Source organism: Palleronia abyssalis (assembly GCF_900302445.1).
GTDB classification, from domain to species: domain Bacteria; phylum Pseudomonadota; class Alphaproteobacteria; order Rhodobacterales; family Rhodobacteraceae; genus Palleronia; species Palleronia abyssalis.
This window is the reverse complement of sequence record NZ_ONZF01000013.1, coordinates 72,998-97,513: the sequence shown is the minus strand read 5'-3', so window position 1 is coordinate 97,513 and position 24,516 is coordinate 72,998. Positions and strand designations below refer to the sequence as shown.

Annotated in this window: 24 protein-coding genes; 9 read left to right on the top strand and 15 right to left on the bottom strand. The window is 64.8% G+C overall.

Annotated features, from left to right (window positions below; translation table 11 throughout):
• Positions 1-15 precede the first annotated feature (15 nt).
• Genes PAA8504_RS19225 through PAA8504_RS19205 form a run of 5 tightly spaced genes read right to left on the bottom strand, consistent with a single transcriptional unit; the run spans position 16 to position 6,442 of the window.
• Positions 16-1,389, bottom strand: a complete 1,374-nt coding sequence (locus PAA8504_RS19225) for an FAD-dependent oxidoreductase (protein WP_108895763.1) — start codon at positions 1,387-1,389, stop codon at positions 16-18.
• Positions 1,382-3,013, bottom strand: a complete 1,632-nt coding sequence (locus PAA8504_RS19220; RefSeq protein WP_108895762.1) for a GMC family oxidoreductase — start codon at positions 3,011-3,013, stop codon at positions 1,382-1,384. Before PAA8504_RS19220 ends, PAA8504_RS19225 begins: the two co-directional genes overlap by 8 nt.
• A gap of 57 nt (positions 3,014-3,070) precedes the next feature.
• Positions 3,071-4,498 carry a dihydrolipoyl dehydrogenase gene (lpdA, locus tag PAA8504_RS19215; RefSeq protein ID WP_108895761.1) on the bottom strand — a complete coding sequence of 476 codons (1,428 nt, stop codon included), beginning with the start codon at positions 4,496-4,498 and terminating at the stop codon, positions 3,071-3,073.
• Between the two features lie 2 nt (positions 4,499-4,500).
• On the bottom strand, positions 4,501-5,286 hold the full coding sequence (locus PAA8504_RS19210) for an enoyl-CoA hydratase-related protein (protein WP_108895760.1): 786 nt from the start codon (positions 5,284-5,286) through the stop codon (positions 4,501-4,503).
• Between the two features lie 10 nt (positions 5,287-5,296).
• The gene (locus PAA8504_RS19205; protein ID WP_108895759.1) at positions 5,297-6,442 is read right to left on the bottom strand and encodes a thiolase family protein; all 1,146 of its coding nucleotides are present in this window, start codon (positions 6,440-6,442) and stop codon (positions 5,297-5,299) included.
• A 268-nt stretch (positions 6,443-6,710) separates the two neighbouring features.
• On the opposite strand from PAA8504_RS19205, the gene PAA8504_RS19200 reads away from it, so the two are divergent.
• Genes PAA8504_RS19200 through PAA8504_RS19190 form a run of 3 tightly spaced genes read left to right on the top strand, consistent with a single transcriptional unit; the run spans position 6,711 to position 9,995 of the window.
• Positions 6,711-7,472 carry an SDR family NAD(P)-dependent oxidoreductase gene (locus PAA8504_RS19200; protein ID WP_108895758.1) on the top strand — a complete coding sequence of 254 codons (762 nt, stop codon included), beginning with the start codon at positions 6,711-6,713 and terminating at the stop codon, positions 7,470-7,472.
• A gap of 6 nt (positions 7,473-7,478) precedes the next feature.
• Positions 7,479-8,297, top strand: coding sequence for a ThuA domain-containing protein (locus tag PAA8504_RS19195; protein WP_108895757.1), 819 nt, complete (start codon positions 7,479-7,481; stop codon positions 8,295-8,297).
• A 24-nt stretch (positions 8,298-8,321) separates the two neighbouring features.
• Complete coding sequence (locus tag PAA8504_RS19190) at positions 8,322-9,995, top strand: class I adenylate-forming enzyme family protein (RefSeq protein ID WP_108895756.1); 1,674 nt, start codon at positions 8,322-8,324, stop codon at positions 9,993-9,995.
• On the opposite strand, the gene PAA8504_RS19185 is transcribed toward PAA8504_RS19190, so the two are convergent.
• Together PAA8504_RS19185 and PAA8504_RS19180 are read right to left on the bottom strand one after the other, a co-directional pair.
• Entirely contained in the window at positions 9,992-10,792 is an 801-nt protein-coding gene (locus PAA8504_RS19185) for an SDR family NAD(P)-dependent oxidoreductase (RefSeq protein WP_108895755.1), read from the bottom strand. The genes PAA8504_RS19190 and PAA8504_RS19185 overlap by 4 nt on opposite strands.
• Before the next feature lie 10 nt (positions 10,793-10,802).
• Positions 10,803-11,345, bottom strand: a complete 543-nt coding sequence (locus PAA8504_RS19180) for a VOC family protein (RefSeq protein WP_108895754.1) — start codon at positions 11,343-11,345, stop codon at positions 10,803-10,805.
• A 211-nt stretch (positions 11,346-11,556) separates the two neighbouring features.
• On the opposite strand from PAA8504_RS19180, the gene PAA8504_RS19175 reads away from it, so the two are divergent.
• Entirely contained in the window at positions 11,557-12,243 is a 687-nt protein-coding gene (locus PAA8504_RS19175; protein ID WP_108895753.1) for a GntR family transcriptional regulator, read from the top strand.
• Positions 12,244-12,320: 77 nt separating this feature from the next.
• On the opposite strand, the gene PAA8504_RS19170 is transcribed toward PAA8504_RS19175, so the two are convergent.
• From PAA8504_RS19170 to PAA8504_RS19160, 3 genes are read right to left on the bottom strand one after another with little or no spacing between them, the layout of a single operon-like run.
• The gene (locus PAA8504_RS19170) at positions 12,321-13,754 is read right to left on the bottom strand and encodes a dihydrolipoamide acetyltransferase family protein (protein ID WP_108895752.1); all 1,434 of its coding nucleotides are present in this window, start codon (positions 13,752-13,754) and stop codon (positions 12,321-12,323) included.
• Position 13,755: 1 nt separating this feature from the next.
• Positions 13,756-14,769 carry an alpha-ketoacid dehydrogenase subunit beta gene (locus PAA8504_RS19165; protein ID WP_108895751.1) on the bottom strand — a complete coding sequence of 338 codons (1,014 nt, stop codon included), beginning with the start codon at positions 14,767-14,769 and terminating at the stop codon, positions 13,756-13,758.
• A gap of 12 nt (positions 14,770-14,781) precedes the next feature.
• Positions 14,782-15,747, bottom strand: a complete 966-nt coding sequence (locus PAA8504_RS19160; RefSeq protein WP_108895750.1) for a thiamine pyrophosphate-dependent dehydrogenase E1 component subunit alpha — start codon at positions 15,745-15,747, stop codon at positions 14,782-14,784.
• Positions 15,748-15,871: 124 nt separating this feature from the next.
• Here PAA8504_RS19160 and PAA8504_RS19155 point away from each other — a divergent pair, with 124 nt between their 5' ends.
• Complete coding sequence (locus PAA8504_RS19155; protein WP_108895749.1) at positions 15,872-17,035, top strand: acyl-CoA dehydrogenase family protein; 1,164 nt, start codon at positions 15,872-15,874, stop codon at positions 17,033-17,035.
• A 9-nt stretch (positions 17,036-17,044) separates the two neighbouring features.
• Positions 17,045-17,371 (top strand): Rieske (2Fe-2S) protein, encoded by a 327-nt coding sequence (locus PAA8504_RS19150; RefSeq protein WP_108895748.1) that lies wholly within the window; start codon positions 17,045-17,047, stop codon positions 17,369-17,371.
• Here PAA8504_RS19150 and PAA8504_RS19145 read toward each other — a convergent pair.
• Genes PAA8504_RS19145 through PAA8504_RS19125 form a run of 5 tightly spaced genes read right to left on the bottom strand, consistent with a single transcriptional unit; the run spans position 17,368 to position 21,517 of the window.
• Positions 17,368-18,255 carry an alpha/beta fold hydrolase gene (locus PAA8504_RS19145; protein ID WP_245897699.1) on the bottom strand — a complete coding sequence of 296 codons (888 nt, stop codon included), beginning with the start codon at positions 18,253-18,255 and terminating at the stop codon, positions 17,368-17,370. The genes PAA8504_RS19150 and PAA8504_RS19145 overlap by 4 nt on opposite strands.
• Entirely contained in the window at positions 18,252-19,001 is a 750-nt protein-coding gene (locus PAA8504_RS19140; RefSeq protein ID WP_108895747.1) for a ThuA domain-containing protein, read from the bottom strand. Before PAA8504_RS19140 ends, PAA8504_RS19145 begins: the two co-directional genes overlap by 4 nt.
• The gene (locus PAA8504_RS19135; RefSeq protein ID WP_108895746.1) at positions 18,998-19,468 is read right to left on the bottom strand and encodes a MaoC family dehydratase; all 471 of its coding nucleotides are present in this window, start codon (positions 19,466-19,468) and stop codon (positions 18,998-19,000) included. The genes PAA8504_RS19140 and PAA8504_RS19135 overlap by 4 nt, the downstream gene beginning before the upstream one ends.
• A complete protein-coding gene (locus PAA8504_RS19130) occupies positions 19,452-20,735 on the bottom strand; it encodes an aromatic ring-hydroxylating oxygenase subunit alpha (RefSeq protein ID WP_108895745.1) in 1,284 nt (427 codons plus the stop codon). Before PAA8504_RS19130 ends, PAA8504_RS19135 begins: the two co-directional genes overlap by 17 nt.
• Positions 20,736-20,755: 20 nt before the next feature.
• Positions 20,756-21,517 (bottom strand): SDR family NAD(P)-dependent oxidoreductase, encoded by a 762-nt coding sequence (locus PAA8504_RS19125; protein ID WP_181375877.1) that lies wholly within the window; start codon positions 21,515-21,517, stop codon positions 20,756-20,758.
• A gap of 176 nt (positions 21,518-21,693) precedes the next feature.
• Here PAA8504_RS19125 and PAA8504_RS19120 point away from each other — a divergent pair, with 176 nt between their 5' ends.
• The 3 genes from PAA8504_RS19120 to PAA8504_RS19110 are packed head-to-tail and all read left to right on the top strand — an operon-like array spanning position 21,694 to position 24,504.
• The gene (locus tag PAA8504_RS19120) at positions 21,694-22,974 is read left to right on the top strand and encodes a CaiB/BaiF CoA transferase family protein (protein WP_108895743.1); all 1,281 of its coding nucleotides are present in this window, start codon (positions 21,694-21,696) and stop codon (positions 22,972-22,974) included.
• 10 nt (positions 22,975-22,984) lie between these two features.
• The gene (locus tag PAA8504_RS22710; RefSeq protein WP_108895742.1) at positions 22,985-23,359 is read left to right on the top strand and encodes a Zn-ribbon domain-containing OB-fold protein; all 375 of its coding nucleotides are present in this window, start codon (positions 22,985-22,987) and stop codon (positions 23,357-23,359) included.
• Positions 23,356-24,504: an acetyl-CoA acetyltransferase gene (locus tag PAA8504_RS19110; RefSeq protein ID WP_108895741.1), complete on the top strand. Its 1,149-nt coding sequence runs from the start codon at positions 23,356-23,358 to the stop codon at positions 24,502-24,504. Before PAA8504_RS22710 ends, PAA8504_RS19110 begins: the two co-directional genes overlap by 4 nt.
• Positions 24,505-24,516 lie beyond the last annotated feature (12 nt).

Genomic DNA, 24,516 nt, shown 5'->3' with positions numbered 1-24,516 from the left:
GGGATCGGGGAAGCCCTATCGCCCGGCCGCGACCCGCGCGGCATTCGCCCCGGCCACACGCCCGAAGATCACCGCGTTCCCGACAGAGGCGCCGCCACCGGCATAGCATGGCCCGGCAAACCCGCCGGTCGTCTCGCCCGCGGCAAACAGGTTCGGGATCCACCGGTCCGCGCGATCCAGCACCCGCGCCTCTGCATCGATACGCAGCCCGGTGCCCGTCCAGCACACGATCGCAGGGCGAATGCGCACCCCGTAGAATGGCGGAGTCTCGACCGGGCGCAGATGGGCGGGGTCCTTGAAGAAGGCCGTGTCCTGGCCGGCCCGCGCATCGTTCGAGTATCTCTCGGCCGTCGTGACCATGGTGTCGGGGCGCACGCCCAGTTTCTCGGCAAGCTCCGGCAGGGTGTCCGCCGCCACCAGCGGGCCTTTCCGGGCAAACTCGGCCAGACGATCCGCCGCCCAGTTGGGGGCTGGATGCGCTTTCGACGCCGCGCGCGACGCCTCGTCGAACACCGCGAAGCACTCGCCCGCGGTTTGCGTCGACAGCACTTCGGACAGGACCGAATACTCGGTGGATTCGTCGATGAACCGTCGCCCTTCGTGGGTCACGTGCATGACCCATGGCGGCAGATAGCTTTCCACGTCTTCCGCGAACCCGGGCGTCATCAGCAAAAGCCCCCGGTCGAACCCCACAAGGTCGGCCCCGGTCCTTCGCGCCATCTCAAGCCCGTCGCCACGGCATTCGTCGGCGCCGATATACCATGCCAGCGCACCCTGTTTGGCGGCGGACGGGTATAGCTCGGCCCAAAGGCGACGGTTGTTTCCGAACCCGCCCGATGCGATGACGACCGCCCCAGCCCGCACCGCGGCGCCTGCAACCTCGACACCGGCAATCCTGCCATCCTCGACAATCAGTCCTTCGACCCGGGTCTGGGTCGCAAGGTCCACGGACCGCCCCGAAAGCGCCCCTTCGAGGACCTCGGCAATCTCGGCCCCGTGCCCCCCGGCCCGGTGGCCCCGCCTGATCTTGTCCACGCCCGAGACGTAGAGATTGTCCAGCGGGAAGTTGATGCCGAGATCGACCATCCATTCGAAGGTGGGGCCGGACATGTCGCAATACCGGCGCACCAGGGCCGGGTCGACCTTGTACTGGTTGACGGTCATGTAATAGCGGAACTGGCTGTCGGCGTCGTCCTCGACCCCCGCCTGCCGTTGAAGCGAGGTGCCCGACGCCCAGTAGACCCCGCCGGACAAGGCGGTCGACCCACCGGCCTTGGCCCCCGCATCGACCAGCAGAACCCGCGCGCCCGCATCGGTCGCCTCGATCGCGGCGGCCAGTCCGGCCCCGCCGGCGCCGATGATGATCACGTCGTAATCGGTGTCAGGCATGGGGCCCTCCCTTCCTGTCCTCCTTCATCATGTCGGCCGCTTTTTCGGCGATCATGATGATCGGGGCGTTGGTGTTCCCGTGCGGCAGACGCGGCATGACCGCCCCGTCCACGACCCTGAGCCCGTCGATCCCATGCACCCGCAACCGCGGATCGACCACGGCACCGTTCGACGGGTCGGGCCCCATCTGGCAGGTGCCGACGGGGTGCAGGTTCGCGATCGCCGCGCCCCGCAGCCAGGCTTCGATCTGGACGTCGGTGACATGCTCGGATCCCGGCGCGATCTCGGTCTCGACATACTCCGACAGCGCGGGCTGGGCTGCGATGTGCCGCACCAGCTTCACCGCGCGCACCATCGTGTCGCGGTCCACCTGATCGCGGAAGAAGTTCATCCGGATCTCGGGCGGCGCCATTGGATCGGCCGAGGCAAGCCGGATCGTCCCGGTCGCCCGCGGGTCGAGATGCACGGCGCTTATCGTGAAGCCCGGGAAGGGATGCGCCTTCATCCCCGACTTGGTGCGCCCCGCGACGGACCACATGTTGGTGTTGATCTGGATATCGGGGCGATGCTTGTCCGGCGTCGACCGCGCGAAGACCCCCGCGAAGATCCCGTTCGAGGCCAGCGGCCCGCGCTTGAACAGCACGTATTGCATCCCCGCCAGCACCTGACGCGCGGGGCTGTTGGCCAGCTCGTTTATGGTCACGGGCTTCTTGCACCGGAACATGAGCGAGCAATAGAAATGGTCCCGCAGGTTCTGCCCCACGCCGGCCAGATAGTGGACCACGGGCACGTCCCATTCGGCCAGATGATCCGCCGGTCCGATCCCCGATCGCAACAGGATCTGCGGCGATCCGAACGACCCGGCCGACAGAACCACCTCGCCCCCGTCGGTTAGCCGGGCGATTTGGGATGTTCCGTCCCTGGTGTAGTCCACCCCCGTCGCGCGGCGGTCTTCGATCACGATCCGGGTCGTCTGGGCGTCGGTCAGGACGGTCAGGTTGCGACGGTGTCGCGCCGGTTTGAGATACGCCCGCGCCGTGGAATGACGCTGCCGATCCTTGGTCGTGGTCTGGAAATGGCCCGCGCCTTCTTGCGTGGGTCCGTTGAAATCACGGTTGCGCGGAAGTCCGGCCTCGCACGCCGCCGCGACGATCGCATCGGCCACCTCGGACCCGCCGGCCTGATCCGTCACGCTCAAGGGGCCCTTGTCGCCGTGCAGCGCATCGCCACCGCGGGTATTGTTCTCGGCCTTCTTGAAATAGGGCAGCACATCGTCCCATCCCCAGCCGGTATTCCCCAGCTGGCGCCAGCCGTCGTAATCCTCGGGGTGGCCGCGAATATAGAGCGTGCCGTTGATCGCGGACGAGCCGCCGAGCACCTTGCCCCGCGGCTGATACATGCGGCGGTCGTTCAGTTCGGGCTCGGGTTCGGTCTCGAACATCCAGTTCACTTTGGGGTTGGTGAACAGCATGGGATAACCCATCGGCGGCGTGATCCAGAACGCTTTGTCTTCCGGCCCTGCCTCAAGCAGCAGGACCCGGACCTTCGGATCTTCCGACAGGCGCGCGGCCATGACCGCCCCGCCCGAACCGGCGCCGACGACAATGTAATCGAACGCGGTCATCGCGACGCCGGACCGGCCGGGTTGCCCGGCCCATTGCAGGCTGCCGCCACGCCCATCTCAGACGTTCACGGCGCGGCCGAACGCGGCCATGGCGGCTTCTTTCAGCACCTCGGAAATGGTCGGATGGGGATAGATGGTGTCGAAAATCTCGGCCTCGGTGCTTTCAAGCTCCATCGCCGTGGCGAAGCCGTGGATCAGTTCGGTGACTTCCGGACCTACCAGATGCGCCCCGAGCAATTCGCCCGTGTCCGCGTCGAAGATGACTTTCGCCATGCCCTGCGCCTCGCCCAGGGTGATGGCCTTGCCATTCGCAAGGAACGGGAACTTTCCGACCTTCAGATTGCGCCCGTCCGCCTTCGCCTGTGCTTCGGTCGGACCGATGGACGCGACTTGCGGGTCGCAATAGGTGCAGGCCGGGATCCGATCCTTGTTCAGCGGGTGGACCGCGTCCCCCGCAATGGCTTCGACGCACAGGGCCCCCTCGTGCTCGGCCTTGTGGGCCAGCATCGGCGCGCCGGTGACGTCGCCGATGGCATAGACACCCGCGACCGACGTACGCCCCGCACCGGTCGTCGCGATCAGGCCCCGCTCGACCGTGATCCCCAGGTCCTCCAGCCCGAGGCCCTCGGTATTGGCGACGACACCGGCGGCCGAGATCACCCGCTCGACCTCGATCGTGTCGCCCCCGTCGAGCGTCAGGGTAACGCCATCCTTGCCGACATTTGCACCGTTGATCTTCGTCCCGGTCCGGAACGCGATTCCGCGCTTTTCCAACGCGGTTCGCATGAAGGCCGACACCTCGTCATCCTCGGCGGGCAGGATGCGGTCGACCATCTCGACCACAGTCACGTCGGTCCCCATGGCGGCATAGAAACTGGCGAATTCGATCCCGATCGCGCCGGATCCGACGATGGCCAGGCTTTCAGGAATCTCGGCCGGCTTCAGCGCCTCGAAATAGGTCCAGACGCGATCCCCGTCCGGCTCCAGCCCCGGCAGGACGCGCGGCCGCGCCCCGGTGGAAATGATGACATGCGCCGCGGTATACGTCCCATGCGGCTTGGTCTGCTTGGGCGCGGGCGGCTGGGGCTCGCAGGCCGCCTTGTCGGGCGCGCCGACCTCGACCGTGCCGGGCGACGTCAGCTTCGCCTGCCCCCAGATCACGTCCACCTTGTTCTTCTTCAGCAGCATCGCGACGCCGCCGTTCATCCGCTCGGCGATCCCGCGCGAGCGTTTGACGATGGCCTCGACGTTCGGCGTCACGGTTCCGGAAAGGTCCAGGCCGAACGCGTCGGCGTCGCGGATATGGGTCAGGATCTCGGCCGAGCGCAGCATGGCCTTCGTCGGAATGCAGCCCCAGTTCGAGCAGATGCCGCCCAGATGCTCCCGCTCGACCACGGCCGCCTTGAGGCCCAGTTGCGACGCACGGATCGCCGCGGTGTAGCCCCCTGGACCGCCGCCGATCACGATGATGTCGTAGTCTGCCATGGTTATCGTCCCTTGAATTCAGGTTTGCGCCGCGCGGTGAACGCCGCGACGCCTTCGCGGAAATCCTCGCTGCGGGCCGCCCCGACGAAGGCCGCGCGCTCGGCCTCCAGTTGATCGGCAAGCGTCGTGGCGGGCGCGGCGTCCACCAGCCTGCGGAACCGCCCGAAACTGGCGGTCGGGCCCGTGGCGATCTTGGCGGCCAGCGCGCGGGCCTCGTCCTCGACCATGTCCGCCGCGCTGATGCAAGAGACCAGCCCGGCCGCCATCGCCTCGTCGGCGGTCATCGGGGTGCCGGTCAGCATCATGTCCAGCACCTTCGTCCGGCCCAGCCTGTGGGTCAGAAACCAGGACCCCCCGCAATCGGGCACCCCGGCGACCTGATCGTAGGCCATCACGAACTTGGCCGCCGGGTCCGCGACAACCAGATCGGCGCCCGCGACCAGCGACAGGCCTGCGCCCGCCGCCACGCCCCGGACGGCGGCGATCACCGGGGCATCGTTCGCCCGCAGGGCCAGGATGGCCGGGTTCAGCACCTCGAGCAGTGCATCGACAACCTCATGCCCCTTGTCGGGATCGGCGGCCATCGCCGAGACGTCCCCTCCGGCGACGAAGGCCCGGCCTTCGCCCGACAACAGGATTGCGCGGATCGCCGGGTCGCCGGCGACATCTTCGACCGCAGCCGCAAAGGCACGCGCCAGGGGAAGATCCAGCGCGTTCAGCGCTTCTGGCCGGTTGAACCGAAGCTCGGCCACCCCTGCGGTTTTGGTCACAATCACAAGATCGGTCATCGGCTGGCCCTCATACACGTTCGATCAGCATCGCCATCCCCTGACCGCCGCCCAGGCACATGGTCAGCATCGCCAGGGTCTGGTCGGCTTCATGCAGGTGCTGTGCGGCCGTCATCGCCATGCGCAGCCCGGTCACCGCGGGCGGATGGCCCAATGAAATTCCGCCGCCATACAGGTTGTGGCGATCGCGCGGGATCCCGAGTTCGGCTTCGGCATGCAGGTTCACCGCCGCGAAGGCCTCGTTCACCTCGAAATAGTCGATATCGGCCAGGGTCAGCCCGGTGTCCTTCAGCACGGCCTGCACGGCTGGCACCGGACCGATCCCCATGATCTCGGGCGGGACACCGACGGCGCGCCAGGCCCGGATCCGAAAGGCGTTTTCGGGCGTCGGCTCGCCGGGGGCGCAGGCGATCATCGCGGCGGCCCCGTCCGTCACGCCGCTGGCGTTTCCCGCCGTCACCCGCCCGCCGTCGCGAAAGGCCGGGCGCAGTCCGGCAAGCTTTTCCCGGGTGGCATCCGGGCGCGGGCTTTCATCCTCGGTCAGCATCGTCATCGGCGCGATCTGGCGGCCAAGGAAGTCGCGCGCAGCCAAGGCGCGGGACTGGCTCATCGCGGCCCAGTCGTCCATCGCCTCTCGGGTATAACCAAAGCGGTCGGCCAGCGCCTCGGCCGTTTCGCCCATGTACTCCAGGCTGAACGGACAACGATAGGCCCAGTCCAGCATATCCTCGAACGCGCGGCCGCCCCGCGCTGCGTTCCACCGCAGGTCCGAGACCACGTGCGGCACCCTCGAAAACGCCTCGGCCCCCGCGACGACCGACACGCGGCTTTGCCCGTCGGCGATTTGCTGAACGGCGGAAATGATGGCCTGAAGGCCGGACGCGCAGGCCCGCGAAACGCACAAGGCCGGCGCCTCCTCGGGCAGACCGGCCCGCACGCCGACCACGCGGGCAGAGAACAGGCTGTCGCGATCCGTGGGCACCGTGGTCGAGAATACGCAGTGGTCGATGTCCTGAAGGTTCAGCCCGGCGGCACGCACGCTGTCGCGGATCGCATGCGCGGCCTGATCGGCAAGGGGCACATCGCGCAGCGCGCCCCCGAAATTGCCCAAAGGCGTGCGCCGGCCTGCGCCGACGATCACGTCACCAGACCTCATACCCCGGACCTTCGGCAGATTTCAGGCACCATTCTGGGCAACCCTCCCGCCGTCTGGTATACGAAACAGCATTCTTGTATGTAAAGACAGCTTTTTCCGTATTCACGATACCACGCGCTATTCTATATTATTATCAGTGGTCTGCGCACGTTCTCACGTCGAACCGACCGGTATTTCGCTGAATTTCTGCTTGCCATTGGCCGGAAAAGAAACTTGTCTGTATATGAAAGAATGGTCCCACGGGCCGGAATCAACGGGAGGAACAGGCATGGACCTGGGCTTGAAGGGCAAGAAGGCGATCGTGACGGGCGGGACGAAGGGCATTTGCCGTGCGCTTCTGGACATTCTCGCCGCCGAAGGATGCGACATCGCGTTCTGCGCCCGCAGCGAAGACGACGTGACCAAAACCAAGGACGAACTGCAGAGCCACGGCGTCAAGGTCGTCGGCGGCACCGCGAACGTCAAGGAAGTCGAAGGCTATCAGCAGTGGCTGAAGGACGCCGCGGACGAGCTTGGCGGCTGCGACATCTTCGTGCCCGGCGTTTCGGCCGGGGGCGGCATGGACGGCGAGAAGAGCTGGTACAAGGCGTTCGAGATCGACCTGATGGGCTGCGTTCGCGGCTTCGACGCTCTGTTTTCCCACATGAAGGCGTCCGGGAATGCGTCCGTGGTCTTCATTTCGACCACGGCCGCCGTCGAGACGTTCATCGCGCCGATGCCCTATAACTCGATCAAGGCCTCCCTGATCACCTATGCCAAGCAGATGAGCCAGTTCCACGCCAAGCGCGGGATCCGGTTCAACGTGGTCTCGCCCGGACCCATCCTGATCGACGGCGGCAGCTGGGACCAGCTTCGCCAACAGGACGAGGCGTTCTTCAACTCGATCCTCGCTCAGCAACCCGACGGGCGCATGGGCGAAGCCGACGAAGTCGCGAAATGCATCGCCTTCCTCGCGTCGGATGCGGCCAGCTGGGTGACGGGGACGAACCTGATCGTCGATGGCGGCTTCACCAAACGCGTGCAGTTCTAAGCCCCGATGGTCATCCGCTACGATGCGCCCCTGAACGTCCTGGTATCGACCAAGGGGCACCCGTTCGACACGCCGGCCTTCTTCGGCATGTTCGACGCCATGCGCGGAATGACCTGGACCCATGTCGAACAGCCCGCGACCGCGGCGCTGATGTCGCCCGAGGGCGCATCGGATTTCGATGCGCTTCTCTTCTACGACGTGCCCGGGCTTCAGTTCAAAACGCCGAAGCCGCCTGACCTGATCGCGCCGACCGAGGCCTTCAAGTCCGGGTTCCGCGGGCTTCTGGACGCAGGCAAGCCGATGATCTTCCTGCACCACGCCATCGCGGGATGGCCCTTGTGGGACGACTATGCCGAGGCGATCGGCGCGCGTTTCTTCTATCAGCCGGGGCGTTACAAGGGGCGCGATCACCCCGACAGCGGCTATGTGTTCCCGGTCGAATTCACGCTGACCCCCGAGGGCGACCATCCCGTGACCAAAGGGCTGGAGGGTGGGTTCACCCTGACCGACGAGCTTTACCTTATCGAGATGCTGGAGGACGGAATCGTGCCGCTGTTGCGGGCCGACTACGCGTTCCACCAGGACAATTTCTATTCCGCGGCCAACGCGCTGGAGGCGCGCATGTGGACGCGGGACGGCTGGACGCACGGCCCCGGCACGGACCTGATCGCATGGGCCAAGATCTCGGGCAATGCGCCGACTGTCACCATCCTGTGCGGCAACGACGCCAAGACCTATGGCGACGACAATTTCCGCCGGCTGCTGCGCAACGCGATAGACTGGGTGACAAGCGACGCGGCCGCCGAGTGGGCAAGGTCCGGCTGACGCCTGTCGGGACAAGGGGGACACATGAACGAAGCTGGTGAAACCGTGCGCGCCGCCGGGAACGAGACGGCGGCGACCATGCTTGCACGGGCCGCGCGGGACTGGCCCGACGCCACGGCGATCATCGTGGACGACGCGCGCCTGACCTGGGCCGAGCTCTACGCCGAAGCGCGCCACTGGGCGCGTGCGCTGCGCGGCGCCGGGGTCGCACCGGGCGCGCATGTCGGGATCCTGATGCCCAATTCCATGGATTACGTCCGGTTGTTCTATGCGACGGGGATGATCGGTGCCGTCGCCCTGACCATCAATTCCAGGTTCAAGGACGACGACCTGGGCTATGCGGTGCGCCATTCGGACATGGACGTTCTGTTCATCGGCGGGCACGCCCTGCCCCATGTCGATTTCCGGGCGATGCTGACGCGGATTTATCCCGACCTCGACATCTGGAACGGCGGCCCGCTGGACCTCGAAGACGCCCCGCGCCTTCGGGCGATCTACAACCTGGCTGACTCGCGTGAGACGCGCTGGCCGACCGAGCAGGATTTCCTGAAGGCCAGCGACACGATCCCAGAGGCGCGGATCGATGCCCTCATGGCCAGCACGTCGCCCGACGACCACGCACTGATGATGTATTCATCGGGCACCACGGCGCATCCAAAGGCCTGCATGATCACGCACCGGACGCTGTCGATGATCGGGCAGAGCTTTGCCGAACGGTTCGACCTCAGCGTCGAAGACAGCGTGATGAACCCGCTGCCGTTCTTCCACATGTCCACCATGCTGCCCATGGCCGCCTGCCGCGCATCGGGCGCCGCGCAGATCTGCACCGCTCATTTCGACCCGGGCCGAACGCTGGCCCAAATGGAATCCGAGCGGGTCAGTTTCGGCTATCTTTCGTTCCCGACGCTAGTGAACCAGGTGATCCAGCATCCCGACTTCGCATCGCGGGATCTGACCAGCCTGCGCTTCTTGCACACGGTCGGGCCCGCGGACCTCATGCAGAAATACACGAAGGTCTTTCCCGGCGCGCATTACATCAACGCCTACGGGCTGACCGAAGCAACGGGCGTGTGCTGCTATACCGATCCGCTGGATCCGGCCGATCAGGCGACCACCGTCTCGGGGCGGGTCTTCGACGGCGTCAGGGCCAAGGCCGTGGACCCGACCACGCTGGAGGATGTCCCCTTCGGCGAACGGGGCGAAATCTGGATTGGCGGGTTCTGCCTGTTCGACGGGTACTACAAGGACCCCGAAAAGACGGCCGAGACGCTTGTCGACGGCGGGCAGTGGCTGCGCACCGGCGATATGGGCTATGTCTCGCAGGACGGGCACATCACGTATGACGGCCGCCTGAAGGACATGCTCAAGATCGGTGGTGAGAACGTCGCCGCGCTCGAGATCGAGACCTATCTCTGCTCGCATCCCGACATCCAGATCGCGCAGGTGATCGGGGTCGAGGACGACCACCTGTTTGAAGTGGCCGCGGCCTTCGTCGAACTGGTCCCCGGCGCGACGCTGACGCCCGAGGCGGTCGTCGACTACTGCATCGATCAGATCGCCAGCTACAAGATTCCGCGATATGTACGCATTGTTGACTCGTGGCCAATGTCGACCACGAAGATCCAGAAATTCAAACTCCCGCGCGCCTTCGCGCGGGAGGAGAAGATCGATCCCAAATCCCGTCCGCGGTCGGGTTAGGCCGACCGCGCCGCCTTGGCGGCCTTGGCTGCGGCCACGATCTCGGCGTTTGTCGGGTTGCGGCGCAGCGTGACGCCGCCATTCACCTGCATGACCTCGCCGGTTACGAAACATGCGTCCGAACACAGCCAGACGATGGCCTCGGCGGTGTCATCGAGTGTGCCGACACGGCCCAGCGGATATTCCTTCTCGAACGCGCCGACGACGGCCGGGTTCTTCGCCGCACGCTCGGTCATGGGCGAGGCGGTGAACCCCGGCGCCACGCTGTTGGCGCGGATGCCGCGAGCCCCGAACTCGTTCGCGATGCAACGGATCACATGATCCATCCCTGCCTTGGTTCCCATGTAGGCCGCGTGATCGTCCATCATGATCTTGGCCGTGGCCGAGGAGACCTGGACCACCGCGCCACCATCCGCCATCTTTCTCAGGACCGCCTGAAAGAACTGGAACGGTCCGGTGAACTGAAGCGCCGCCATCTTTTCCAGCTCTTCGCGGGTGTTGTCGAGGAACGGGGTCAACAGCCCCCAGCCGGTACAGTTGACCGCCAGATCGACGCCGCCGAGCGTGGCGACGCAATGGGACACCATCGCGGCCAGATCGGCCTCGTCGGTGATATCGCACAGCGCGTGGGTGCCGCTGATCTCGTCCGCCAGCGTCCTCAACGCGGCCTCGTGACGCCCGGCGACCAGCACACGGGCCCCCTCTGCGGCGAAGCGTCTGGCCGTGACCTGGCCCAGATTCCCCTCGGCCGCGGCCCCCAGTATGATCGCGCGTTTGCCGTCCAGTCGTTTAGCCATCCGATCCTCCCTAGATCTGTGGTTTGGGCCAGTCCTCGCGGATCGGCGCCGCGCCATTCCAATCGGCGGCCGCCTCGCGGATCTTGCGAAAGATGGATTGCCGCGCCGGCGTGTACTCGGTCACTTCATAGGCGAAGTGCGGCCGGTCGGGATGTTCGAAATAAGCGATCTTGCCCAACCCGGTATGCGCATCGAACACCTGCCGGAATCCCCGGCCCAAGGCGCGATGAATCACCGCGTCGAAATCCGTCACCCAGGACGATACGCTGTGCGGGACAAGGGTATCGCCGAACCGCGCCAGAAATTCGGAATAGAGGGTCGGGGCGGTGCTACGCTGATAGATGACCTCGAACTGCATCCCCGATCCGTAGGCGAGGGCGGCATCGACGATCACCTCCTGCTCGGTCCCGTTAATCCGGCTGTTGGGAACGCTGTAGCCGCGTGTGACGAACCAGGGACCGATCCCATGCGAACGCGACAGGAAGCCCAGGGCCCGGTCCAGATCGGCGCTGACATATGCGATCTGCCGGATATCGCCGAAAACGCTGCTCAAGCTTCACCTTTTTGGTATACTTAAAAGCAGTGTAATGCATACTTACAGAGGGAGAAAGCCAATAACGCCCATTCCACGGGCAGGGAGACTGGCGGGAAAGCGTCGCATCGCACTTAAAAGCCACGGAAGCGACGTTACGTTCTGGATCCTTATGTATTCAAAATAATATAGTATGAAACACACCAAACCACGCGGAAAGGGCTTATCGCCAATGGCCAAAACTTCAGGGATGACGCACGCGCAGACGGTTCGACTGGCACTGGAAGACGATATCTTCGCCGGCAAACTGGCCCCCGGCGCGTCCCTCGACGAAGAGGCGCTGGCCCGCCGGTTCTCGGTGTCGCGAACCCCCGTCCGCGAGGCGATGCTTCAGCTCATCCAGTCCGGTCTGGTCGAGAAACGGCCGCGCCAGGGCGCCATCGTGGCCCAGATCGATCTGTCGGACATGATCCGGCTGTTCGAAGTCATGTCCGAGCTCGAGGGGATTTGCGCCAAACTGGCCGCCCGTCGCATGACACCGCAGGAACGGACCGCCCTTCGCAAGCTGCACGAGGCCTCGGTTGCCGCCTACGAGTCCGGCCGGCACGACGAGTACTATCACCTCAGCCGCAAGTTCCACCTGATGGTGATCGAAGGGACGCACAATCACGAGCTGATCGAGACGACCAATCGGCTGGGCATCAAGCTGGTCCCCTATCGGCGGTTCCAGCTGTCCTATCCCGGCCGGTCCGAGAACAACCTGCGCGACCACGAAAAGATCATGGAAGCCATCTGCGCGGGCGAGTACGAGCACGCCGCCGATCTGTTCCGCAAGCATACGAATGTGCAGGGCGACGTTCTGGCCGAATACATCGCGCTTGGCCATCAGGAGCCCGCGAAGATCAAGTCGGTCGGCTGATCTGCCGGGCGGCGCCTTTAGGCGCAACCGCTTCAATCGGAAGAATGGCGGCTGCCCAGAAGGCAGCCGCCATTATTTCATGACACGAGCTTCATGGGCGTTTCGATGAGGGTCCTGAGCGTCGCCAGGAACTGCGCCGCGACTGCGCCATCCACCGCACGGTGATCGGCGGACAACGTCGCCGAGATCACGGTGACAAACCCGACCTCGCCATCGATCTCGCGCGGTTCGCGCCGGGGACCGCCGACGGCCAGGATCGCCGCCTGCGGGGGATTGATGATCGCATCGAAGGTGCGCACCCCGAACATGCCAAGGTTCGACAGCGTAAAGGTGCCGCCCTTCAAATCATCGGCCGTCAGGCCACGCTCACGTGCGCGGGTCGCCAGATCCTTCGAGTCGGCCGCGATGTCGCGCAAACCCCGGTTGGCCACATTTCGCATAACCGGCGTGATCAACCCGGCATCGATCGCCACCGCCATCGCGATATCGGCGCGATCGAACGAGGTCACCCCGGTTTCGGTGACATGGACATTCACGGCCGGATGCGCTTCCAGCGCAAGCCCGCAGGCCTTGAGCAGGAAGTCGTTCACCGAGACCTTGGCCGCCCCCTCGTCCCCGGCGTCATTGATCCCGCGGCGCAAATCCATCAGGGCGTCCATCTCGATATCGACCGTGGTGTAGAAATGCGGGATGGTCTGCTTCGAGGCTGTCAGTGCCTTCACGATGGACTTTCGCATCCCCGTGAACGGCTGTTCCGCCCCCGCGCTCGCCGGCCCATCGGCTGCGACGACCGGGCCCCGCCCGACCGGCGCCGGTCTGCTCCAGAGGCCGGCGTCGATCGCGGCGTCCTGCACATCCTGCAACGAGATGCGGTCCTTGCGACCCGTACCCGTCATGCCTTTCAGGGCGATGCCGGTCTCGTTGGCGAACTTGCGGGCGATAGGGCTGGCATGGACGCCGGCATTCTCGGCGCGCAGGTCTTCGGGGCTCGGCGCCGAACCGCCCGCCGCCGCCTGCGCCACGTCGTCCTTCATCACCTTGTTGCCGCGGCCCGATCCTTTGACACCCGCCAAATCGACACCTCCGGCCTCGGCGGCCCGCCTGGCAAGCGGCGTGGCCTTCACATTCTGGGCCGGTTCGGGGGCGGCTTGAGGTTCGGGCGCAGCCTGTGCCTTGGTCTCGGGCGCGCTGTCCTCGGACGGATCGAACGATGCGTCGACCGGCTTGAAATCGGAGATGAACACCTCGACCGCGGCATCGTCGATTGCCGGGTCTGCCATGACCGCGATCAGGGTGCCGACGGGCACCGTCTCGCCTTCGGGCACGAGGATCCGGCGCAGCGTGCCGCCCTGTTCCAGCTCGACCGCGTTGACGATCTTGTCGGTTTCGACATCGACCAGATCGACGCCCTTCTCGGCCGTGTCACCTTCGGCAAGATGCCAGTTGGTGACAGTGCCCTCGGACATCTCCAGGCCCCATTTCGGCAGGGTGATCGGCGTAATCTCGGTCATCTTACGCTCCTTCCATCACGCGACGGATCGCGGCTTCGATGTCGCCGGGGCTGGGTACGTACATACGCTCAAGCTCGCGGGCGAAGGGGACAGGGGTATGCGGCGCGGTCACCTTCTGGACCGGAGCGCGCAGGCTGGAGAACCCTTTCGAGGCTGCGATCCCGGCAATTTCGGAAGCGATCGAGCACATCGGGTTCGACTCGTCGACCACGACCAGCCGCCCGGTCATCGACAGGCTTTCAAGTACCGCGTCCTCGTCCAGCGGCGACGTGGTGCGCAGGTCGATCAGATCGCAGGTGATCCCTTCCTCGGCCAGCTTGTCCACGGCCTTGATCGCGAACGGCACCATGCGGGCCAGGGCGACAACGGTCACGTCGCTGCCTTCGCGGACCAGTTCGGCCTGTCCGAACGGGACAAGGTGTTCGCCATCCGGGACCTCGCCCTTGCGGGAATACAGCGCCTTGTGCTCGAAGAAGATCACCGGATCGTCGTCACGGATCGCCTGCTTCATCATGCCCTTGGCGTCGGCGGGGTTCGACGGGATCACGATCTTCAGACCGGGCACCATCGTCAGCATGGGATAGATCGTCTGGCTGTGCTGGGCCGCGGCGTTCATGCCCGCCCCCATCGACATCCGCAGGACCACCGGCACCTTCGCCTTGCCGCCGAACATGTACCGGAACTTGGCCATCTGGTTGAAGATCTGGTCCAGAGAGACGCCCACGAAATCCGCGAACATCAGCTCGGCCACGGGACGCATCCCCGCCAGCGCCGAGCCGTTCGCCAGACCCACGATCGCGCTTTCCGAGATCGGCGTGTCGATCACGCGGTCGGCGCCGTATTTGGTCTTGAGACCCTTGGTCACGCCGAAGATACCCCCGGCGGCCTCGACATTGCCGGAACTGCCGCCGGCACCGCCCGCGACGTCCTCGCCCATCACGATCACGCTGGGATCGCGTTCCATTTCCTCGTGCAACGCCTGATTCAGCGCGTCGCGCATCGTTAATACGGCCATATCGCGCCCCCTTCAGTAATCGACGTAGACGTCGGACATCATGATGTCGGCCCCCGGGACCGGCCCGTTGCGCGCGGTTCCAACGCTGTCGTCGATCAGCTTCAGAACCTCGGCGTCGATGGAATCCAGATCCTCGGCCGTGAAGATACCGGCCCCTGTCACCTTCTCCCTGATCCGCTTCAGCGCGTCCTTCGTCTCGCGGAAGTTCTTCACCTCGTCCTTCGCGCGATAGTTCTGCGGATCGCCCTCGAAATGCCCGAAATAGCGGGTCGCCGTGGCCAGAATGGCGCTTGGGCCCTTGCCGGCCCGGGCATGTTCGATGGCCTCGCCCGCCGCGTCGTAGACCGAGAAATAGTCGAACCCGTCCGCTTCCCACACGGGGATGCCAAAGCCTTCGGTCCGGGTCTTCAGGTCGCCGCCGATCCCGTAGCTTGCGCCGGTGTGTTCGGAATATCCGTTATTCTCGAGCACGAAGACCTTCGGCAGCTTCAGCACCACGGCCATGTTCATGGCTTCGAACACCGTCCCCTGGTTCGAGGCGCCGTCGCCGGTGAAACTGACCGAGACCGATCCATCCTGGCGCGCCTTGCAGGCGACCGCGGCGCCGACAGCGATGGGCTGACCGCCCCCGACGATACCGTTCGCGCCGAGCATCCCCTTGTCGAGATCCGCGATGTGCATCGATCCGCCGCGGCCTTTGCCAAGCCCGTCGGCCCGCCCGTAGATCTCGTGCATCATGCCTTTGGGGTCGCATCCGCGCGCCAGGCAATGGCCGTGTCCCCGGTGGGTCGAGATGATGTAGTCGGTATCGCGCAGGTTCTCGCAGACGCCGACGGCGATGGCCTCCTGCCCCGAATACAGATGGGTGAAGCCCGCAATCTCACCTTTCGGGTTCTCGACGTGCAGACGCTCTTCGAACTCGCGGATCAACCGCATTTGCCGATAGGCCCTTCGGATCTGGTCGGGGCTTTGCTGCATGTTCCATCCTCCAGCGCACCTTGCGGTACCAATTTCGCCGTTTGCAACGATTGTATATTTCATCCCAGATTTTTGTGTATATGAAAAGACCTGTTTTTGTATCCAGAGCGGAGGAGAGGGCCACATGGACTTCCAGCTGACCGAAGATCAGAAAAGCCTGCAAGAGGCCGCCAGACGTTTCGCCCAAGAGCAATTGCCGGATCTGGCAAAGGAGCTTGAGGAAACGAACCAGCCCGTTCCCGCGGACTGGCTGCTGCGCTATGCCGAGATGGGCTTTCTGGGGATCAACGTCGCCGAGAAATACGGCGGGCTGGGCCTGGGCAACCTCGAAGCGCTTCTGGTGGTCGAGGAATTCGCCAAGATCAGCTCGGCCGTGGCGTTCCCCGTCTTCGAAAGCTGCGTCGGCCCCATCCGCGCGATCGAGCATTTCGCCCAGGACAGCCTGAAAGAGCGCGTGATTCCCCGCGTCTGCGCGGGCGAGGCGGTGGTCGCCGTGTCGATGTCGGAACCCGATGCCGGATCCGCTCTGACCGACCTCAAGACCAAGGCCGTCGTCCAGGGCGACAAGGTCATCCTCAACGGGACCAAGCGCTGGTGTTCGGGGGGCGGGCATGCAGATGGCTATGTGGTGTACTGCCGGATGTCGGACGACCCCGGCGCCAAGGGCATCGGCGCCGTCTATGTCGAAAAGGGCACGCCCGGCTTGTCCTTCGGCCCGCAGGAAGAACTAATGGGCTTCCGCGGCGTACCGTCGTCGGACCTGAATTTCGACGATGTGGAACTGCCGCTCGACAGCATCATTGTCCCCGCCGGCGGGTTCAAGAAGCTGATGGAAGCCTTCGATCTGGAACGCTGCGGCAACGCGACCATGTCGCTTGGGCAGGCGTCGGGCGCGCTGGCCGATGTCCAGGAATATGTGCAGGAGCGCAAGCAGTTCGGCCGCCCCATCGTCGAATTCCAGGGCGTGCAGATCAAGCTGGCCGAGATGAAGATCCGCATCGAAGGCGCGCGTCTTCTGATCCACCGCGCGGCCAGCAATGCCGAGGACGGGATGCCCTCGATCCTCGAAAGCTCCATCGCCAAATGCTATGCGAACGAGATCAGCCGCGAGGTCACCGGCACGGCCGTGCAGCTTATGGGCGGATACGGATATTCGAAAGAATACCCGATGGAACGGCGCCTGCGCGACAGCTGGGGCTGGGGGATTGCGGGCGGCGCAATCGACATCCAGAAAGTGAACATCGCCTCGGCCATGGTCGGACGGCGGTTCAATCAGCGCGTCGGGTAAGGGGACATCATGCTACCAGGCGGCAATAAGGACTTTCAGGACGCCTGCTCGACCATGCAGGTGCCGAAGACGGGCGTCTTCTTCACGACCGTCGGCAGCCAAGAGGTCATGCTGTCGCGCGACCGGCAAGGCGAGATTGTCGCCTTTTCGGGCTTCTGCACCCATTCGTTCGGCAGGCTTGAGGGTGGCGAGATCGAAGAAGGCGAGATCACCTGTCCCCATCACGGGGCCAGGTTCGACACGCGGACGGGCCGATCGAAATCGGCCTGTCCAAACCTGCCGAAATTCGACGTCAGGATCGAAGGGCGGCGCGTTCTCGTCCGCCCGGACCGCTAGGCGTCGTCTTCGGTCAGTCCTGCAAGGAAATCCTCCAGCGCCCGGACAAAGATGTCGTTCCGGTCGCCCACGATCATGTGGCCCGCCCCGCTGACGTCCTGAAGCGCGGCATGGGGGGCGATGCGGCGGAACTCGGCCACGCTTTCGTCGGTGACCAGATCGCTGTTCATCCCCCGGATCAGCAGAAGCGGCACCTCGATATCGCCCAGCGACGTGTTGAGCTTTTCCACCATCTTCGGGTCGAGCCGGGACGATTTGCGCCCCATGATGAACGCAGGATCCCAGTGCCAGCGCAGCCGGCCGTCGGGGCCTTCGCGCAGATAGCGGCTGAGGGAGGTGACATTCGATTTGCGGGCCTTGCGGTCGGGCAGATAGCCTGAAATCGCCTCGGCCGCGTCTTCATAGCTGGCGAACCCCTCTTCCAGATGGCGGCCCATGAACCCAAGGATCTTGTCCACGCCCTTCTCATCGATTTTGGGCGTGATATCGACCAGGACCAACGCGCGGAACGCCTGCCGATCCGCGCCGCCTGCGGCCAGGGTGCCCGCATTCCCGCCCAGCGACGCGCCGACGACAACGGGCGGGCCCGCGAAATGCCCGGCGACCGTCACAAGGTCGGCGGCGTAGCGTTCCAGCGAATAATCGGCCTTGTCGTCCCAGTCGCTTTCGCCATGGCCGCGCAGATCCAGTGCCATCGCGTACCACCCGTTTTCGCCCAGCGTTCTGGCCACCCGGCTCCAGGCGTAACGCGTCTGCCCGCCGCCATGCGCCAGAAGAACCCCCGGCGCGCCCGGATCGCCGAAGGTTTCGGCGCGCAGGACGACGCCGTCATCCATGGTCAGTTCGATCAGCGTTGCGCCGTCTTCGACGATGGCCTGTCTCATACGAACGGCTCCTCTTTCATCGCCCAGCACAGGCCGCGGCGGATGAGTTTCTGAAATTCCGGATGGGGCCAGGACCCACGCTCCACGAACGGATAGAACTCGGTCACGGGCTGCATGTCATAGCGGCCCCGCGTGTGGCCCAGCGTCAGATAAAGAACCGCGCCGTCCCCGTGGGCGCGGCGATACATCACCTGATGCTCAGACCGGGGCCAGTCACGCGTCTCGAAAAGGGGGGTTTCCCCCTCGAACACCGTCGCCAGCAGGACCTCGTTCCCGGGCAGATGATGCTGAAGGTATTGCTCGTCCTCTACGAAGAACGTCCCGATACCTACGGTCAGGGCGTCCTGCCCAACCGGTTTCACCTTGTAGCGTCCCGGCGCGGGGTGGGCGGCGAACTGACTGCCCAGAAGGTCCAGAAATCGCTTGGGCAGGGGCGGGCAGACGACCGGGTCGTCCCCGCTGAGAACCATGCGGGAATTGGTGCCATGCAACGCGAACCATCGCCCACCGCGCGCCAGGAACCCGTCCAGCGCGTCCAGCCCGGACTCGTCCGGGATCAGGTTGCACGTATACGTCACGATCACGTCTGCCGCCGCGATGGCGTCCGGGTCGTAGACGTCGCGCACGGTCGCCCGCAGCCGTTCCTGTTCGCCCATATAGCCCAACAGGGAATGCCGCGCATGATCCATGTCGTGGAACGGACCGCCCACAATCAGCAAGGCATTGCAGCGCGGGGGAAAGCTCATGCGGCGTCGCGCCGATAGACCAGATCGGTCGAGCGGAAACTGAACACGATGTCGCCGTCCTGATTCTCGACCGTATGGGCCAGCACCGCCAGCCCGACGCCCGGGCGGCTTTCCGAAGGCCGCTTGGACAGAACCTCGGAGCTGGCGACCAACGTGTCGCCTGCCTTCACGCCCTTGCGCCAGCGCACCTCGTCCCACTGGACGCCGCAGACCCAATCGACGTTGCCGTTCTCTTCGTGGTCGAGGATGCGCCACAGCGCGGCCGTATAGAGCCCTGAGGCCACCAGCTCTCCGAACAGGCTGTCCTTCGCCGCCTCGGGGTCCGAATGGAAATATTGCGGGTCATACCGTGTTGCGAAAGCCAGCATGTCCTCGGCCGTGACCGTCAGAGGCCGCGAGCGCGTCGTCTCGCCGACCTCCAGATCTTCCCATTTGCGGTCGGGATGCGGGTCAGTCTTCCTGGACATAATCCATCAGCACCTTGTGGAAGTGACGGATGCGCAGCTCCTGATCGCCAAGCCACAGACCTTCATACGCCTCCGAGTGCATGCCGCGCTGCACGCCGGGCAGGTTCGCCGCATCCTGATCGATCACCAGGCCCATGGACCGCTCGCCATGCTTGAACCGTTCATTCTTCGGCTTTCGCGGTTTCTCCTCGCCCTTCTTCAGCAGCTTGAACATCTGCACGTCGAAATACATGCGGTCGGGATCGGTCTCGTGCGGACGTTGCCGGAACAGCATCAGGTCCTCGGCATGGGTGTTCATCGTGATGTTGGGGAAGATCATGTAGTGATAATCGTCCGTCAGCTGCTCGTCGTTCAGGTCCGAGTAATCGATGCCCATCTCGGCCCCGTGCTCGCGCTTGAACTTCTGAAGCGCGCCGCGCACCTCGCTGACCCGGCCGTCGAAATCCGCCGGATCCATCCCGGCCTCTTTCATGGCGTGCTTGATGAGGTGGGGGATCTCGGTGGTCTCGTTCACGCGGTGGCTGATCGTCGCGAACGGGATGAGATAGCGGTTGTGCTTGTCGTAGGTGTCGATCTGCAGGTGCTTGTCTTCGATGAAGTACAGCAGCTCGGGGTGGATGCCCTGCACGTGATAGCTTTCGTTGAAGGCGTCCACGCTGGTCTTCCAGTTGCACTCCCACTCGACGGTCCAGTCGGTGACCTTCACCATCCGGTCGAAGTGATACGGGCCCAGGTGCTCCTCGAGCGGATGGATGAAATCCTCGAAAGATTCGCCATCGGGGTCGAGGCAGAAGAACACGAACCCGTTCCATTCCCGCGACCGCACCTCGGTCAAGCCGCCGCAGGGCGGCGCGCCTTGTGGAAAGCTTTCGATGTCGGGGATGTTTTCGAACTCGCCGTTCAGGCGGTATTCCCAGTGGTGATAGTTGCAGCGAAACGTCGTGGCATTACCCTGTCCCATCATCAGCCGGTTCCCGCGGTGTTGGCAGACGTTGTAGAACGCCTTGATCGTGCCGTCGGGCTGGCGCGTGATCAGGATTTCCTCCTTGCCCAGCGACGTGACGATATAGTCGCCCGGCTCGGCCACGTCCTCGGAGGCGCAGCCCCAGTTCCAGACCTTGGTCCAGAGGCGATCCCACTCTTTTTGCATGAACTCGCGGCTTGTATACCGAGTTTTCGGGATCATGTCGGTCCCGAAATCTGGGTCCTCGGTCTTGTCGATCGGTGTCTTGGTATAGTCACCGGGCTTGATACGTTGAATGGTCATGGGACTCTCCTCACGCTCGTCTAGAATTGGACGCCCTTGGTATACCCGCCATCGACACGCAGTGTGGCGCCGGTCACCCACCGCGCCGCCGGGCTGCACAGGAAGACAGCGGAGCGCGCGATCTCTTCGGCCTCGGCCATGCGCCGGGTCGGCTGCTGGCGGAGGACCCCGGAATAGGTCCGGGATCGGGCCACCTTGATCATTTCCCAGTTCGATCCGGGAAACATGGTCGGCCCCGGCTCCAGGCAGTTCACCCGGATGCCTTTCGGGGCAAACTGCTCGGCCAGCTGCTTGGACCAGGTGATCAGCGCCGCCTTCATCGAATTGTAGGCCATGGGCGACACGAAAGTTTCAGCCGCCGCCATGCTGGACACCACCAGAATCGCGGCGTTCTCAGAGGATTTCAGGTGCGGATAGGCCTCTTCGACCGCGCGGGTCGCGCTCATCAGGTCAATCTCGAACGAGCGGTACCAGTAGCGTTCGTCATTGGTGCCTCCGCCGGCCGAAAGGCTGCAGACCAGAACGTCCAGCCCGCCGAACGCATCGCAGGTGTCGCGGGTCCAGGTGCGCACCGCCTCGCCGTCCCGGCCTTGCAACGCCGTGCCGAAACTCTTGACCCCGTGCGACTCGATCTCGGCGCGCGTCTTCTCGATCGTCTCGGGTCCGCGGGCGCAGATCGACACGTCGCAGCCTTCGGCCGCAAACAGGGTTGCGATGGATTTCCCGATGCCCCGGCTGCCGCCGGTGACGGCGACTTTCGATCCCTTCAGATCAAGGTCCATGACCACCTGTCCTCCCCTCAGTCTTACCGCGCACAACCTTGGCCCGCGCGGCCTCTTCCGCAACATGATTATACTTTACATGTATATCGGCAAGGTACTATTGTATACCAATATTGGATATTCCGCATATTCCATGTTTGAATACGGGGCGTTGCGAGGAAAAAGGAAGCCAGCACATGAACGATAGCTCGGGGAACACTGTCCCGGCAGTTGAAGCCGATCAAACGGGCCGCGGCGCTGGCGGAATCCTCGCAGGTGTCAAAGTCCTCGACCTCAGCCGTGTCGTGGCAGGTCCGCTGGCAGGGCAGACCCTGGCCGACCTCGGCGCGGACGTGGTCAAGATCGAGCGGACCGGCGGCGGCGACGACCTGCGCACACTGGGTCCACCCTGGGTGACCTCGCCGGATGACTCACTGGAACAGAGCACCTATTTCCAGACCGTCAATCGCGGCAAACGCTCGCTCACGCTGGACTTCGCGACCCCGGACGGGGCCGAAATCCTGCGCGGCCTGATCAAGGACGCCGATGTTCTGATCGAAAACTTCCGCACCGGGACGCTGTCACGGTACGGGTTGGGCTATGACGAACTGTCAAAGCTGAATCCGCGGCTGATCTACTGTTCGATCACCGGCTTCGGCCAGACCGGGCCCTATTCCGATCGCTCGGGCTACGATTACCTGGTGCAGGCGATGGGCGGTCAGATGGCGGTCACCGGGCTTCCCGACGGCATGACCGGCGCCGGACCCATGCGGGTTGGCGTCCCGATCGCCGACATCACCGCAGGCAACAACGCGGTGATCGGCATTCTGTCTGCCATCATCGACCGCGCGAAGACCGGCAAGGGCCAGCATATCGACATCTCGCTGTTCGATTCCCAGGTCGCGCTGCTGCTCAATTCCCTGTCGGCGTGGCTGAATGCCCGCGCCCCCCTGCCCCGCACGGGCAACGACCATCCCACGGCCGTCCCCAACGGCGTGTTCCAGGTGTCGGATGGCCATATCCTGATCGCCACGTTCAACGACCGCGAATTCGCCCGCCTGGCCGAGGCCTTGGGGCATCCCGAATGGGCCACGGACGCGAAATACGCCCGGTCGCGCGACCGCCTGGCCAACCGGGTCGATCTGACGCGCGACATGACCGAGGCGCTGTCGCATCACGGCAAACTGCACTGGATGAAGACGATCAACGCCGCCAAGGTGTCCTGCGGGCCGATCAACGACATGTCCGACATCGAACAGGACGAACAACTGGCCGAGCGCGACATGTTCATCAAGCTGACGCATCACAAGATGGGCGACGTGCGCCTGGTGGGCAGCCCTCTGAAGTTCTCGGCGACGCCTGTCGTGTACAACGCCCCCCCGCCGCTGGTGGGCGAACATACGGACGAGCTTTTGCGCGAACGCCTGACGCTCAGCGACGCGCAGATCCAGGATTTGCGGGCGCGCAACATCATCTGAGGGGATCACCGTGGACGACACCGGCGCCGAAGCGCAGTACCTCCGCAACCTGTCCGACGGCCGCTTCATGCTGCAACGGGATGAAGCTTCGGGACAGGCCGTCTTTCCGCCGCGCTTGCGTCGACCCGGCGACGGGGCGGCGCTTGGCCCGTGGATGGAAATGTCCGGTCGCGGAACCGTCCATGCGGTGACGATCCAGCAGAAGCGGGACGCCGCGCCGCGGGCGATCATCCTGGTCGATCTGGAAGAAGGCGGGCGCATGCTGTCGCAGATCACGAATGCCGACCCGGCCAAGGTGACGATCGGCATGCCCGTGCGCGCCGTCATCGTGGCCGAGGCCGACCCCCCGCACATCCTGTTCACACCGGCGGGAGATAGCTCGTGACCGGCTTTCCCCGCGCCCGCACCAGCGTCGTCGGTGCGTCCACCTTCGGTGTCGGCGAATGCCCGGGCTTCAACGCGTTGGAGATGACGGCCCAGGCGGGATACCTGGCGCTGGATGACGCCGGGATCGGCCTGGAAGAGGTCGACGGCCTGTTCGTCGCCCTGCCCGACGATTATCTGGGCGGGCTGGCGGTGGCCGAATATCTGGGCATCCAGCCGAAGATCACCGACAACAACCGCACCGGCGGTTCGTCCTTCCTGTGCCACGCGATCCATGCCGCGCTGGCGCTGGATGCCGGGCTGATCGACGTGGCGCTGATCGCCTATGGGTCGAACCAGCGCACGGCGTCGGGCGGGCTGGTCTCGGCGCTCAGATCCTCCGTACACGAGTTGGCGCACAAACCGATGATGCCCGTGGGCGGCTATGCGCTTGCGGCCAGCCGGCACATGCACGACTTCGGAACGAGCCGCGAAGACCTGGCACATGTCGCGCTGTCGGCCCGGGCGTGGGCCAACCTCAACCCCGAAGCGTTCCGCCAGGGCGAACTGACCCTAGACGACATCCTGGGCGCGCGCATGATCTCCACCCCGCTGACGTCGCGGGACTGCTGTCTGGTGACGGACGGGGCGGCGGCCGTGGTGATGACCCGCGCGGATCGGGCCAAGGACACGCGCGCGCCGATCCCCCTTCTGGGCGGTGCGCAGACGGTGACGCACAAGGAAATCGCGGCGATGCCCGATCTGACGGTCACGGGGGCCAGCATCACCGGCCCTGCCGCGATAAAGCAGGCCGGCATCGCCCCTGCCGATGTCGATTGCGTCCAGCTGTATGACGCCTTCACAATCAACACGATCCTGTTTCTCGAGGATCTGGGCTTCTGCCCCAAGGGCGAAGGCGGGCGGTTCGTGACCTCGGGCGCCATCGCGCCGGGCGGATCGCTTCCGGTGAACACCAATGGCGGCGGCCTCTCGTGCTGTCACCCCGGCATGTACGGCCTGTTCACCATGGTCGAGGCTGTGCGCCAACTGCGCGGCGAAGCCGGCGCACGTCAGCTTTCGTCCCCCGAAATCGCCATCAGCCACGGAAATGGCGGCGTGCTGTCCAGCCAGGCGACGCTGGTCTTCGGCACCCAGGCGACCGCTTGAAACAAGGGAGAG